Source organism: Streptomyces sp. SID13726 (genome assembly GCF_010548375.1).
Classification (GTDB): Bacteria; Actinomycetota; Actinomycetes; order Streptomycetales; family Streptomycetaceae; genus Streptomyces.
Genome location: NZ_JAAGLY010000002.1, coordinates 670,961 through 683,926 on the forward strand (window position 1 = coordinate 670,961; position 12,966 = coordinate 683,926).

Annotated in this window: 12 protein-coding genes; 8 read left to right on the plus strand and 4 right to left on the minus strand. The window is 72.2% G+C overall.

The window, feature by feature from the left end:
- Nucleotides 1–10: 10 nt before the first annotated feature.
- From G3I78_RS06920 to G3I78_RS06935, 4 genes are read left to right on the plus strand one after another with little or no spacing between them, the layout of a single operon-like run.
- Nucleotides 11–715, plus strand: a complete 705-nt coding sequence (locus tag G3I78_RS06920; RefSeq protein WP_164421890.1) for an energy-coupling factor ABC transporter permease — start codon at nucleotides 11–13, stop codon at nucleotides 713–715.
- Nucleotides 712–1,062: an energy-coupling factor ABC transporter substrate-binding protein gene (locus G3I78_RS06925; RefSeq protein WP_164421891.1), complete on the plus strand. Its 351-nt coding sequence runs from the start codon at nucleotides 712–714 to the stop codon at nucleotides 1,060–1,062. The genes G3I78_RS06920 and G3I78_RS06925 overlap by 4 nt, the downstream gene beginning before the upstream one ends.
- A gap of 6 nt (nucleotides 1,063–1,068) precedes the next feature.
- Complete coding sequence (gene cbiQ, locus G3I78_RS06930; protein ID WP_164421892.1) at nucleotides 1,069–1,818, plus strand: cobalt ECF transporter T component CbiQ; 750 nt, start codon at nucleotides 1,069–1,071, stop codon at nucleotides 1,816–1,818.
- Nucleotides 1,815–2,666: an ATP-binding cassette domain-containing protein gene (locus tag G3I78_RS06935; protein ID WP_164421893.1), complete on the plus strand. Its 852-nt coding sequence runs from the start codon at nucleotides 1,815–1,817 to the stop codon at nucleotides 2,664–2,666. The genes cbiQ and G3I78_RS06935 overlap by 4 nt, the downstream gene beginning before the upstream one ends.
- A 5-nt stretch (nucleotides 2,667–2,671) precedes the next feature.
- Here the strand turns inward: G3I78_RS06935 and G3I78_RS06940 are convergent, their stop codons facing one another.
- From G3I78_RS06940 to G3I78_RS06955, 4 genes are all read right to left on the minus strand, one after another.
- Entirely contained in the window at nucleotides 2,672–4,900 is a 2,229-nt protein-coding gene (locus G3I78_RS06940) for an MMPL family transporter (RefSeq protein ID WP_164421894.1), read from the minus strand.
- Between the two features lie 165 nt (nucleotides 4,901–5,065).
- A complete protein-coding gene (locus tag G3I78_RS06945; RefSeq protein WP_164421895.1) occupies nucleotides 5,066–5,989 on the minus strand; it encodes an oxidoreductase in 924 nt (307 codons plus the stop codon).
- 57 nt (nucleotides 5,990–6,046) lie between these two features.
- On the minus strand, nucleotides 6,047–6,931 hold the full coding sequence (locus G3I78_RS06950) for a helix-turn-helix transcriptional regulator (protein ID WP_164421896.1): 885 nt from the start codon (nucleotides 6,929–6,931) through the stop codon (nucleotides 6,047–6,049).
- 341 nt (nucleotides 6,932–7,272) lie between these two features.
- The gene (locus tag G3I78_RS06955) at nucleotides 7,273–8,187 is read right to left on the minus strand and encodes a MurR/RpiR family transcriptional regulator (RefSeq protein WP_164421897.1); all 915 of its coding nucleotides are present in this window, start codon (nucleotides 8,185–8,187) and stop codon (nucleotides 7,273–7,275) included.
- Nucleotides 8,188–8,298: 111 nt separating this feature from the next.
- On the opposite strand from G3I78_RS06955, the gene G3I78_RS06960 reads away from it, so the two are divergent.
- From G3I78_RS06960 to G3I78_RS06975, 4 genes are read left to right on the plus strand one after another with little or no spacing between them, the layout of a single operon-like run.
- Nucleotides 8,299–9,456, plus strand: a complete 1,158-nt coding sequence (locus G3I78_RS06960) for a C45 family peptidase (RefSeq protein WP_164421898.1) — start codon at nucleotides 8,299–8,301, stop codon at nucleotides 9,454–9,456.
- A gap of 52 nt (nucleotides 9,457–9,508) precedes the next feature.
- Nucleotides 9,509–11,170, plus strand: coding sequence for an ABC transporter substrate-binding protein (locus G3I78_RS06965; RefSeq protein WP_164421899.1), 1,662 nt, complete (start codon nucleotides 9,509–9,511; stop codon nucleotides 11,168–11,170).
- Between the two features lie 6 nt (nucleotides 11,171–11,176).
- The gene (locus tag G3I78_RS06970; protein WP_164421900.1) at nucleotides 11,177–12,130 is read left to right on the plus strand and encodes an ABC transporter permease; all 954 of its coding nucleotides are present in this window, start codon (nucleotides 11,177–11,179) and stop codon (nucleotides 12,128–12,130) included.
- On the plus strand, nucleotides 12,127–12,966 hold the full coding sequence (locus G3I78_RS06975; RefSeq protein WP_164421901.1) for an ABC transporter permease: 840 nt from the start codon (nucleotides 12,127–12,129) through the stop codon (nucleotides 12,964–12,966). The genes G3I78_RS06970 and G3I78_RS06975 overlap by 4 nt, the downstream gene beginning before the upstream one ends.

Below are 12,966 nucleotides of genomic sequence, written 5' to 3' on the forward strand. Positions count from 1 at the left end.
CTGCTGAGCCATGCACATAGCCGAGGGTTTCCTTCCTCCGGCGCACGCGGTCGCCTGGGGCGTCGCGTCGGCGCCGTTCGTCGTCCACGGAGTCCGGTCGCTCACCCGTGAAGTGCGCGAGCACCCCGAGAGCACCCTGCTCCTCGGTGCCTCCGGCGCCTTCACCTTCGTCCTGTCGGCGCTCAAACTCCCCTCGGTGACAGGGAGTTGCTCACATCCGACCGGCACCGGACTGGGCGCCATCCTGTTCCGTCCGCCGATCATGGCGGTGCTCGGCACCATCACACTGCTCTTCCAGGCGCTGCTGCTGGCCCACGGCGGACTGACCACGCTCGGCGCGAACGTCTTCTCGATGGCGATCGTGGGGCCCTGGGCCGGGTACGCGGTGTACCGGCTGCTGCGGCGGTTCGACGTGCCGCTGATGGTCGCGGTGTTCTTCGGCGCGTTCGTCGCCGACCTGTCCACGTACTGCGTCACCAGTGTGCAGCTGGCGCTCGCCTTTCCCGACCCGGGCAGCGGATTCCTGGGCGCGCTGGGCAAGTTCGGCTCCATCTTCGCCGTCACGCAGATCCCGCTGGCGGTGAGCGAGGGCCTGCTGACGGTGCTGGTGATGCGGCTGCTCGTGCAGTCCAGCAAGGGTGAACTGACGCGCCTCGGCGTGCTGTTGTCCGGTGCGAAGAAGAGCGCGAGCGAGACGGAGGCGGTGGCCCGATGAGCCGCAACGCGAAGATCAACGCACTGCTGCTGTTCGTCGTGGCGGCGCTCGCCGTGCTGCCGCTGGCCCTGGGGCTCGGTGACCACAAGGAGGAGCCCTTCACGGGTGCCGACGCCGAGGCGGAGACCGCCATCACCGAGATCGAGCCGGACTACGAGCCGTGGTTCTCGCCCCTGTACGAGCCGCCCTCGGGTGAGATCGAGTCCGCCCTGTTCGCTCTCCAGGCGGCCCTCGGCGCGGGTGTGCTCGCCTACTACTTCGGTCTGCACCGCGGACGACGCCAGGGCGAGGAACGGGCGCGGGCGGGGCTGGACGCGCCGGACGAGTCCGTCACCGAACGGGCCTGAGCCGGCGTGCTGCCGATCGACGCGGCGGCGCACAGCAGTCGCTGGCGCCGCCGTCACCCCGTGGACAAGGCCGTGCTCGGGCTCGGCCTCACCGTGCTCGCGATCTCCCTGCCGCCCTGGCCGGGCGCGGCACTGGTCCTGGTGGCCGCCCTCGCCCTGCTGCTGGGCCCGGCCGGGGTGCCCGCGCGGAAGCTGTGGCGCGCCTACCGGGTGCCGCTGGGTTTCTGCGTGACCGGCGCGGTCACGCTGCTCGTGCAGGTCGGCGGCCCGGACGGCTTCGTGTCCGCGGCCCCCGAAGGTCCGCTCAGGGCCGGGGAGTTGCTGCTGCGCACCTCGGCGGCCTCGCTCGGTGTGCTGCTGTTCGCCTTCACCACGCCCATGTCCGACCTCCTCCCCCGGCTCGTGCGGGCGGGCGTGCCCGCGCCGGTCGTCGACGTCGCCCTCGTGACGTACCGGATGAGCTTTCTGCTGCTGGACTCGGTCCGCCGGATCCGGGAGGCGCAGGCGGCACGGCTCGGGCACACCACGCGCGCGGCTGCCTGGCGTTCGCTCGGCGGGCTCGGGGCCACCGCGTTCGTGCGTGCCTTCGACCGGGCGGCCCGTCTCCAGGCGGGGCTCGCCGGGCGGGGCTACGACGGCACGCTGCGGGTTCTGGTGCCCGAGGCCCGCGTCTCCGCCCGCTTCACGGCGGCGAGCATGGCGCTGCTGGTGACGCTGGCCGCCCTGACCCTCGTACTGGAAAGGCCGCTGTCATGACCGTCGCCCTGGTCGCCCTGCGGGGCGTGTCCTTCGCCTACGAGGAGGGGCCCGTCGTGCTCGACGGCCTCGACTTCGAGGTGCGCGAGGGGCGGGCGCTGGCCCTGCTCGGCCGCAACGGCAGTGGGAAGACCACGCTGATGCGGCTGCTGAGCGGTGGACTGCGGCCGCGCGGGGGCCGGTTGGAGGCCGAGGGGCAGCCGGTGTCGTACGACCGCAAGGGGCTGACCCGGTTGCGGACGACCGTGCAGCTGGTGGTGCAGGACCCGGACGACCAGCTGTTCGCGGCGTCGGTGGCGCAGGACGTGTCGTTCGGGCCGCTGAACCTCGGGCTGTCCGACCCGGAGGTCCGTGCCCGGGTCGGCGAGGCGCTGGACGCGCTCGACATCGGCGCGCTCGCCGACCGGCCGACCCATCTGCTCTCCTACGGCCAGCGCAAGCGGACCGCGATCGCGGGGGCCGTGGCGATGCGGCCGCGGGTGCTGATCCTCGACGAGCCGACGGCGGGGCTCGACCCGGACGGCCAGGAGCGCCTGCTGGCCACCCTGGACCGGCTCCGGGAGAGCGGCACCACCGTGGTGATGGCCACCCACGACGTGGACCTCGCCCTGCGCTGGGCCGACGACGCGGCCCTGCTCACCCCGGCGGGCGTGCACACGGGTCCGGCCGCGACGACGCTGGCCCGCACGGAGCTGCTCCGGGAGGCCGGGCTGCGGTTGCCGTGGGGCGTGGCGGCGGCCCGACTCCTGGACTCCCAGGGGCTGTTGGCGGACTCCGGGACCGGTCCGCGCACGGCGGAGGAGCTGGCCGCCGTGGCGGCGACGATCACCCGGGCCGCCGACCGCTGACGTCCCTACGGAACGCCGACCGGGGTCTCGCGGTCCTGCTGTCCGTCGCCGGGCTGGGGCGCGGGGGTGGGGGCGGGGTGGGCACGGCTGAGGGCCTCCCCCTCCACGTCGAGGTGCGGCAGGATCCGGTCCAGCCACTTCGGCAGCCAGGCCACCTTGTCGCCGAGCAGGGCGAGCACACCGGGGACGAAGGCCATGCGGACCACGAACGCGTCGAAGAGGACGGCGATCGCGAGGCCGAAGCCGATCATCTTGATCATCGACTCGTCGGCGGTGACGAAGCCCGCGAACACCGCGATCATGATGGCCGCGGCGGCGGCCACGACCCGGGCGCTGTAGCGGAATCCGGTGGTGATGGACTCGCCCGCGCCCTGCCCGTGGACGTACGCCTCGCGGATGCGGGAGACGAGGAAGACCTCGTAGTCCATGGCGAGACCGAAGACGATGCCGACCAGGAAGATCGGCATCATGCTCATGATCGGGCCGGTGGTCTCGACGCCGATGAGCGAGGCGCCCCAGCCCCACTGGAAGACCGCGACCACGCAGCCGAGGGCGGCGAGCACCGAGAGCAGGAAGCCCATGGCCGCCTTGAGCGGGATGAAGATCGACCGGAAGACCATGAGCAGCAGGACGATCGCGAGTCCGACCACGACGATCAGATACGGGATCAGGGCCTGCTGGACCTTCTGGGCGACGTCGATGTTCAGCGCGGTGGTGCCGGTGACCTCGAAGGTGGCGCCGGTGCCGGCCACGGTCGCGTCGCGTTCGTCGCGGATCGTGTGGACGAGGTCCTCGGTCTTCTTGTCGGTGGGGGCCCACTGGGGTACGGCGGAGAAGACCGCGGTGTCGCCCGCCTGGTTGAAGCGGGGCGCGCTGACCGAGACGACACCGGGGGTGGCGCCGACCTTCTTCTCGACGGTCGCGACGGCGGCCTTGGGGTCGTCGGCGCCTCGCGCGTCGACGACCACGGTGAGCGGGCCGTTGAAGCCGGGTCCGAAGCCCTCGGCGAGATCGTCGTAGGCCCGGCGTTCGGTCGTGGCGGTGGACTTGGCCTCGTCGCCCGGCATGCCGAGCTGGAGGCTGAGCACGGGGATGGCGAGCACGATCAGGGTGACCATCGCGGTGAACCGCACCGGGAAGGGGTGGCGCTGCACGAACTCGGCCCAGCGGCTGCCCCGGTTGCCGAGCACGCCCTGCACGCGCCGTCCGGTCAGGCGGTAGCGGCGGGAGAGCACGGCGCGCGGCCAGAAGCCGACGAGGGCCGGGACCATCGTCAGGCACACCAGGACGGCGACGACGACCGCGCCGGCCGCGCACAGGCCCATCTTGGTGAGCATGGGGATGCCGACCACGGAGAGCCCGGCGAGCGCGATGACGACGGTCAGCCCCGCGAAGACCACCGCCGAGCCCGCCGTGCCGACGGCGAGTCCGGCCGCCGTCTCGGCCTCGTGGCCGTTGGCCCGTTCCTCGCGGTAGCGGGAGACGACGAACAGGGCGTAGTCGATACCGCAGGCGAGGCCGAGCATCGTGGCCAGCGTGCCGGTCGTCGAGGACAGCCCGAACGCACTGGCCAGGGCGGTGATCGCGGTCATGCTGATGCCGACGCCGAGCACCGCGGTCAGCAGCGGCAGCCCGGCCGCGGCCATCGAGCCGAAGGTGATGAGCAGGACGACGGCGGCGACCAGGATGCCGATCACCTCACCGGCGCCGCCCGCTCCGGGGGTGGTGGCCAGCGCGGTGCCGCCCATCTCGACGGTCAGCCCGGCGTCGCGGGCGGACCCGGCCGCGTCGCGCAGGGTGGCCTTGGCGGCGTCGGTGAGGTCGTCGGCGGCGACCGTGTAGGTGACGGTCGCGTACGCCGTCGAGCCGTCCTTGCTCACCGCCTGCGCCTGGAAGGGGCCCACGGCGGAGGCGACCTGCTGACCGTCGGCCGCCTGGGCCACGGCCTTGTCGATGGCCGCCCGGTTCGCGGACGAGGTGACCTTCTGCCCGGCGGGGGCGACGAACACCATGCGGGCGGTCGCGCCGTCGGCGGTGGCACCCGGGAAGCGTTGCTCCATCAGGTCGAAGGCGCGCTGCGCCTCGATGCCCGGTGCGGAGAAGGTGCTGTTCGGTGCCTCCGGGGCCTTCGCGGAGGCGAAGCCGAGGGCGGCGAGTACGGCGACCCACAAGAGCGTCACGTACCAGCGTCGGCGGAAGGCGAGGCGACCCAGACGGTAGAGCAGCGAAGCCACGGAACGGCACTCCTCACGGTCGGCCCCCCGGGTGCTCAAAGTGTCGGGTGAGCGGGGCCGATCCGCATTTCGCAGCGTGAACGGGGTGGGACCGACTGTGTGGGCTCGGCCCTGTGGTTCCGGCTTGGTGGGCCGACCGCGCGGGACCGGCCTTGTGGGCCGCCCTCACACCGCGGGGTACCGGACTCCGGTGAGTTCCTCGGAGGCGTTCCAGAGGCGCTGCTGGAGGTCCAGGTCGTAGGAGCGGTCGGTGGACGTCACGAGTTCCGGGTAGCCGCGTACCTGGCCACGACCGTCGGGGCCGTAGAACTGGCCGCCGAGCGCGGCGGGGTCGGTCGCCGCGCGCAGGGTCGGCAGGGCGCCCATCTCGGGGGTCTGGAGGACGAGTTCGCTCAGCATCCGCACGGGGCGCGGGGTGTTGCGCATCAACTCGGTGGCGGAGCCTCCCGGATGCGCGGCCAGGGCCGTGGCGCCGGTGCCCGCGAGCCTGCGTTGCAGCGCGTAGGTGAAGAGGAGGTTGGCCAGCTTGGAGCGGCCGTAGGCGGCGAAGGCCCGGTAGTCGTCGTCCCAGGGCAGGTCGTCGAAGTGGTCCGCCCCGCGGACGCGGTGGGTCGAGCTGCTCACGGTGACGATCCGGGCGGCGGGGGCGGCCAGGAGCCGGTCCAGGAGCAGCCCCGTGAGGGCGAAGTGGCCGAGGTGGTTGGTGCCGAGGTGCAGTTCGAAGCCGTCCTCGGTGCGCTCTCGCTGCTTGCCGGAGTGGCTCACACCGGCATTGTTGATGAGCAGGTCGATCGCACCGTGGCGGTCGGCGAGTTCCTTGGCGGCCGTGCGCACCGAGGCGAGGGAGCCGAGGTCGAGTTCCTGGAGCGAGAGCGCCGCGTTCGGTACGCGCTCGGCGATGAGGGCGGCGGCGGTCCGGCCCTTGTCGAGGTTGCGCACCGCGATGACGACGTGCGCGCCCTTCTCGGCGAGGGCGAGCGCGGTCTCGTGGCCGAGTCCGGTGTTCGCGCCGGTGACGACCGCGAGCCGGCCGGTCTGGTCGGGGATGCGGGTGGTGGTCCATGCGGAGGTGGGGGGTGTCTTTGCCATGATCACCAATGTATTCACCGTTAACAATGTAGTCAAGGCTTACAATGTTTTAGGCGATCACATTTGGTCGTGGGGCACTGCCGTCCAGCTGGCGAGGAGCTTGAGGCGGTCCTCGTCGGGGGTGCCGGGTTCGGCGGTGTAGATGGTCAGGGAGTGCGCCTCGTGGGCGGAGACGGGGAGGTCGAGGGGCTGGTAGGTGAGCTGGAGCGGCCCGGCCTCGGGGTGGTGGAGGCGTTTGACGCCGCCGTGGTGGACGCGTACGCCGTGGGCGGCCCAGCGGATGCGGAACTCGGCGCTGACGGTGGACAGTTCACCGATGAGTTCACGCAGGGCCCGGTCGTGGGGGTACCGTCCGGCCTCGGCGCGCAGCAGGGCGGCCGTGACGTCGGCGGCACTGCCCCAGTCGACGACGAAGTCCTGCGCACCCGGGTCGAGGAAGTGGTACCGGGCGAAGTTGGGGCGACCGTCCCGGGCCGTGGTGGGGCTGGCGTACATGGGGGCGAACAGGGCTCGGGCGAGGGCGTTGCCCGCGACGATGTCCAGGCGGCCGTTGTTGACGTACGCCGCCGAGAGGGTCATGGAGTCCAGCAGCCACTGGACGTGGGGCGGGATCGTGCCGGCCTTGCGGCGCCGCCGGGGCGCGGGCCCGGGCTGGGCCGCCCTGGCGAGGTCGAAGAGGTAGGTGCGCTCGTCCTCGCTGAGCCGCAGGGTACGGGCGACCGCGTCGAGCACATCCTCGGAGACACCGCCGATGTGCCCCTTCTCCAGCCGCGTGTACCACTCGGTACTGACCCCCGCGAGCACCGCGACCTCCTCCCGGCGCAGCCCCGGCACACGGCGCCTGCCACTGGTGGGCAGTCCGACCTGCTCCGGCGTGAGCTGGGCCCGCCTGCGGGCGAGGAAGTCGCGGATGTCGGCGCGGTTGTCGGGTCGCTGCGGCATGTCTTCACGCTACGACCGGTGGGGGGTGGGAGGGAGGTCGAGCTTGTTCCCCCGTTGGGCGGGGCGAGGGGATGCCTGAGGTGGGTCGATGACCGAGGTGGGTCTATGACCGACGCGGATCGACAGGCTGCGCGCCATGCTCCCGCGCCCCGCCCCAAGCGGTCGCCCGAACCAGGCGAGGTCCAGGAGACGCCGCTCATCCCGTCGTCCGTACGCGCGGTGGAGACTCGCGGGCGGCGCCCGGGAGCCTGATCGACGCCACCCCGCGGACCCCGCTGATCGACCGTGCCGTACGGCCGAGGTCGCCGCCCAGCCGCCCACCGCAGGACCGGCCGGCACAGTCAGCGTGGCTGCCCGCGGTGCTCCTCCGCGCCCAGCAACTGGCCCCGCAGTACGTCGAGTTGGTGAGCGTTCTCCACCGCGGACGTCTCGTCGAGGGCGGTGAGGGCGAGGAGCAGTACGTCGGCGACGGCGAGGCCGGTCAGGGATTCGTTCGTGTTGCCCGTGGGGGTGTAGGGCGCGAGGAGCACCGCGTCGACCCGGCCCTCGAACGTGTCGCTCAGTTCGTCGGTCACGAAGACCACGCGGGCGCCGACCGAGCGGGCCCGCTCGACCACGACGGTGAGCTCGGGCAGCAGCCGCCCCGGCTGGAAGACCACGACCGCGTCGCCCTGGCCGAGGGTGAGGAGCGAGTCGGCAAGCGCGAAGCCGGTCTCGCCGACGAAGCGGGCCCGGTGGCCGATGCGGCCGAGGGCGCGGGCGAGGTGTCGGGCGGCGAGTTCGCAGGCCGCGACGCCGTAGCAGTACACCTCGCGGGCCTCGGCGAGGACGCCGACCGCGCGTTCGAGGGCCTTGGCGTCGGCGAGCCGCCGGCACTGGTCGAGGCGTTCCTGCGCCTCGACGAAGACGTCGTTCCAGATCTTGTCCAGGTCCTTGCCGACATGCGCGATCCGCTGGGCGAGGCGGATGTCGGGGGCCTGTGCGGCGGTGAAGTCGGCGGCCAGTTCGCGCTTGAGGGCGGGCAGACCGGCGTATCCGAGGCGCTGGAGCGCGCGGACGACCGTGGCGTTGCTGGTGCCGCTGGCCGTGCCCAGCTCCTGGGTGCTGGCGAACATCACCTGCTCGACGGGGGCGCTGACCAGGTACTGGGCGACGGTCCGCTCCGAGGCGGACAGCTCGTCCCACAGATCACGGACGGTGGCACGGAGGCGGGTGAGGCCCCCGGGGGCGGCACTGCCCGCTCGCGAAATATCCATTACACCCCTTGACCTTCACGGAACCGGCGTTACGCTCTGAACAATTCATTCCGAGAGAGCGAACTTTCGAAATGGATGTTACAGCGCCTGCGTCCCGTCGAGGAGCCTTCCATGAATCACAGCCTGCCCGTCGTCGAGATCTCGGGGACCCCGTCCCGGAGAGGCCGACAGTACGGCGAGGCCGTGGCCCCCCAGCTGCGCACCGCCCTCGGCTACTACGAGGAGGCCTTCGGGGCGTCCTCCGGACTGACCTGGCAGCAGGTCACGGCACGGGCCGCGCGCTGGCTCGCCCCGGTCGGCGACTACGCCCCCGACCTGTTGGAGGAGATGCGGGGCATCGCCGACGGCGCCGGTCTTGACCTGCTCGACGTGCTCGCGCTGAACGCGCGCGGCGAGGTCATCTACGACGACTCCTTCGCGCACCTGAGCGAGAGCGAGGGCCCGCAGCCGCAGGAGGAGCCCGCCGAGGGCTGCACCTCGTTCGCCGCGTACGGAGCGGCGAGCGGCGACGGCCATGTCTGGGCGGGACAGAACTGGGACTGGCGGGCGGGCGTCGCCGACACCGTCGTCATGCTGCGGATCGTCCAGCCGCCGAAGCCGACGGTGATCATGCAGGTGGAGGCGGGCCAGATCGGCCGCCAGGGCGCCAACTCGGCCGGGATCGCCCTCAACGCCAACGGGCTGGGCGGCCGCTTCGACGACGCCGTGGGCCTGCCGCAGACCGTGATCCGGCGCAGCGTGCTCGACCAGCCGACCGTCACCGACGCGCTGAACGTCCTGTGCCGCACCCGCGCCCACATCGCCAGCAACGCCCTGCTGACCTGCCGGGAGGGCTTCGCCGTCGACGTGGAGACCACTCCGGCGGGGCACGGCTGGATGTACCCGGACGACGGTCTGCTGGTGCACGGCAACCACTACCAGGCCGGTGTCCCCGCCGCCCTCGCCGCCGACTACCGCCCCCTCTCCCCCGACTCGCTCGTCCGCGTCCCGCGCGCCGAGGAGGGCCTGCGCCTGCTGCGCGAGGCGGGCTCACCGGAGGAGACCCGCAAGCTGATCAAGCAGGCGATGTCCGACCACCTCGGCTTCCCCGAGTCGCTGTGCACCCACGCCGACCCGCGCGATCCCGAGATCAGGCACTGGACGACACTGGTCTCCTCCTGTGTGGACCTCACCGCGGGCGACTACCACGTCACGGCCGGGACACCCTGCGACCGCGAGTACCAGCGACTGCCCTGGAACCTCTACGACGGCCCCCACGCCCCCAGGTGAACCGGTTACCCCGTCCACCCGCTCCGCCCCCGTCCCGTTCAGGAGTGCCACCATGAAGCTCACCTCCCGACTCGCGCCCCTCGGCCTCGCCGGGGCGCTGGCCCTCACCGCCGGTTGCAGCGGCGCCGACACCGGCTCGTCGCAGGGCACCGGCGCCGTCGACGTCTCCAAGCTGAAGCTCACCCCGATCACCGCCGCGGCCCAGGGCGCCGTCGACTCGGTGAACTGGCTGTTGGAGGACGAGCCCGAGTCCCTGGACCTCGACACCCAGGGCGGCAGCGCGGGCCGTACCGTCCTCAGCAACGTGTGCGAGCGCCTGTACCAGCTCCAGCCCGACATGTCCGTACGCCCCTCCCTCGTCGCGAAGGAGACCAGACCCGACGCGCGGACGCTGGTCCTGAGCCTGCGTGACGGGGTGACCTTCCACGACGGCTCGGCGATGACCGCCGACGACGTCCTCTACAGCCTGAAGCGGCACGCCGACCCGGCGATGGAGCAGTCCGACGAGTTCGCCAACGTCAACTCGATGCGCAGGACCGGCGAGCGCGAGATCACCATCGCGTTCAAGGAGCCGGACGCCCTGTTCACCAAGGCGCTCGCGGGCGACGCCGGGCTCGTCTACAACCGCGAGCAGGTCGAGAAGGCCGGCGAGGACTTCGGCACGCCCGGCCAGGGCGACGCCTGTTCCGGGCCGTACGAACTGACCGGCTGGAAGTCCGGCGACTCGATCACCCTCACCCGCTACGACGGCTACCGGGGCGCGAAGCCGCTCACCAAGCGGGTCGTGTTCCGCTGGGCCGAGGACAGCGCCATGGTCAACGCGCTGAGCACCGGCGCGGCCGACGGCGCCTATCTGGACACGGTCAGTTCGGCCGCCGCCCTGCGCGGCAGGTCCGGTCTCGCCCAGTACTACGGCCCCAGCACCGCGAGCCTCGCCCTGATCCCGACCGAGCGCGGCGGACTCGCCGACCCCGACGTCCGCAGGGCACTGTCCCTGGTGCTCGACCGCGCGGGCATCGCGAAGTCCGGCTACGGCGGCCTGGTCGAGCCGTGGGCCACCCCGGTCGGCTCCGGGGCCTGGGGTTATGAGAAGGCCACCTTCGAGGCGGCCCAGAAGAAGCTCACCGACGCCCCCGCCGCCCCGACCGCGGACGACCTCACCCGCGCCAAGAAGCTGGTCAAGGAGGCCGCGCACGCCCCCGACTCCCCCGTCGTCATCGGCACCGACAGCACCCAGGGCCGCCTGGTCATCGCGAACGCGGTGCGCGCCGCGCTGACCCAGCTCGGCCTGAAGGCGCAGATCAAGACCGTGCCGTCGGCGGCCTACGGGGAGTTCTACGGCGACAAGGCGGCCCGCGCCGACATCGACGTGCTGGTCGCCGACTGGTACATATCCAAGAGCGACCCGCTCGGCTTCTACGACAACGGGATGTCGGACAACTCCAACAACTGGGTCGGCTACCGGGACGCCGCCTACGACCGCGAGGTCGAGGAGGCCCTCCGTACGATCGACGACAAGAAGCGCGCCGCGCTCGTCGTCGACATCCAGCGGCGCTTCAGCGAGGCCGCGGTGTGGATCCCCGTCGCGCAGATGCCGACCGTCCTCGTCATGAACGACGAGCTGACCGGCCCGCCCGCCTCGATGGCGTACCTGTACTCGCCGTGGGCGGCGAAGCTCGGCGCGAAGAGCACGAAGAGCACGAAGAAGGGCTGAACGACCATGATCACCGCCTTCGCGCGGCGGCTCGCGGGCCTGGTGGCCACACTGCTCGCGGCATCCTTCGTGATCTTCGCCGCCGTGTACGCCGCCCCCGGCGACCCCGCCGTCTTCCTGGCCGGCGGCCGCGACAAGCTCACCCCGGAGCGGCTGGCCGCCGTACGGGAGCAGTACCACCTCGACGAACCGCTGGTCGTGCAGTACGGCCGCTGGCTGTGGGACTGTCTCCACCTCGACCTCGGCCGCTCCTTCCAGTACAGCGACCAGGTGTCCGACCTGCTGGCCGCCCGGTTCCCGACCACGCTCGCCCTCGTCGGCTACGCCACCGTCCTCTTCGTCGTCCTGGGCGTGGGCGCCGGCGTCCTGGCCGCCGTACGGCACGGCACCTGGGTCGACTCGGCGGTGGTCGGCGGTACGACCCTGGCCGCGTCGGTGCCGTCGTTCGTCGGCGGGATCGCCCTGGTCGCGCTGTTCGGCGTCGAGCTCGGCTGGTTCCCGGTGACGGGCAGCGGGGAGGGCTTCGCGGGCACGCTGCACCATCTGACGCTGCCCGCGGTGGCCATGGCGCTCGGCGCGCTCGCCGTGATCAGCCGGGTCACCCGGCAGGCGATGGCCGACGCGGGCGCCGCCGAGCACGTGGCGGTGGCCCGCGCCTCGGGGCTGCCCGAGCGGGAGATCGTCCGCCGGCACGTCCTGCGCAACGCCCTCGGCCCGATCGTCACCATGTGCGGTCTGGTCACCGCGGGCATGCTCGCGGGCACCGTCGCGATCGAGACCGTCTTCGGGATCAGCGGGATCGGCTCCCTGCTCGTGGGCGCCGTCAACAGCCACGACTTCCCGGTCGCGCAGGCCGTGCTGCTGCTGATGGTCACCTCGTACATCGTCGTCACCACCGTCGTGGACCTCGTGCACCCGCTGCTCGACCCGCGCCTGAAGACCCTGAGGAGCAGCGCATGACCGCCGTCGTCCTCCCCGCGAGGACCCGTACGAGCCGCCCCCTGGGAGTGACGCTCGCCGGCGGCTTCCTCGCTCTGGTGGTGCTCGCCGCCGTCCTCGCCCCGCTGCTCGCCCCGTACGCGCCGGACGCCATCGACCTGTCGTCGTCCCTGGCCGGCACCACCGCGGCGCACCCTCTCGGCACCGACGCCTCCGGGCAGGACCTGCTCTCCCGGGTGCTCTACGGCGCCCGTACGAGCCTGATCGCGCCGTTGCTGCTGCTCCTGCTGGCCGCCGTCCTCGGGGTCGGTCTCGGCACCCTCGCCGCATGGCGGGGCGGCTGGGCGGACACCCTCGTCTCCCGGGTCACCGACGTCATGTACGCCTTCCCGGGCCTGCTGTTCGTCGTCCTGATCATCGCGGTGTCCGGGCCCGGCATGACGACCTCCGTGATCGCCCTCGGTCTCGCGTTCGCGCCGACGATCGCGAAGTACACGCGCAGTGTCGCGCTGTCCGAGCGGTCCAAGTCCTACATCGACGCCTACCGCGTCCAGGGCATGGGCGGCACCCGGATCTGTGTGGCCCATCTGGTGCCCAACCTCGCGCGTTCGATCGTCGGCTATCTGGTCGTCCTGTTCGGCGAGTCCCTGATGAGCCTCGCCACCCTCAGCTATCTCGGCTTCGGCGCCCAACCGCCCAGCTCCGACTGGGGGTTGATGGTGCAGGAGGGGCAGGCGGCCATCGTCCAGGGCGCCCTGCTGCCCGCGCTGGTGCCGGGCACCGCCATCGCCGCCGTCGTGGTGGCCTTCAACGTGGTCGGCGTCTGGGCCGCCGACCGACTCGGCGCCAGGAGGTAG

Bases quoted from the DNA above. Each gene is read 5' to 3' on its own strand.
- G3I78_RS06935 (WP_164421893.1), top strand. From the start codon at position 1,815: ATGACCGTCGCCCTGGTCGCCCTGCGGGGCGTGTCCTTCGCCTACGAG.
- G3I78_RS06945 (WP_164421895.1), bottom strand. From the start codon at position 5,989: ATGGCAAAGACACCCCCCACCTCCGCATGGACCACCACCCGCATCCCC.
- G3I78_RS06950 (WP_164421896.1), bottom strand. From the start codon at position 6,931: ATGCCGCAGCGACCCGACAACCGCGCCGACATCCGCGACTTCCTCGCC.
- G3I78_RS06970 (WP_164421900.1), top strand. From the start codon at position 11,177: ATGATCACCGCCTTCGCGCGGCGGCTCGCGGGCCTGGTGGCCACACTG.
- G3I78_RS06925 (WP_164421891.1), top strand. From the start codon at position 712: ATGAGCCGCAACGCGAAGATCAACGCACTGCTGCTGTTCGTCGTGGCG.
- G3I78_RS06975 (WP_164421901.1), top strand. From the start codon at position 12,127: ATGACCGCCGTCGTCCTCCCCGCGAGGACCCGTACGAGCCGCCCCCTG.
- G3I78_RS06960 (WP_164421898.1), top strand. From the start codon at position 8,299: ATGAATCACAGCCTGCCCGTCGTCGAGATCTCGGGGACCCCGTCCCGG.
- G3I78_RS06965 (WP_164421899.1), top strand. From the start codon at position 9,509: ATGAAGCTCACCTCCCGACTCGCGCCCCTCGGCCTCGCCGGGGCGCTG.
- G3I78_RS06920 (WP_164421890.1), top strand. From the start codon at position 11: ATGCACATAGCCGAGGGTTTCCTTCCTCCGGCGCACGCGGTCGCCTGG.
- G3I78_RS06955 (WP_164421897.1), bottom strand. From the start codon at position 8,187: ATGGATATTTCGCGAGCGGGCAGTGCCGCCCCCGGGGGCCTCACCCGC.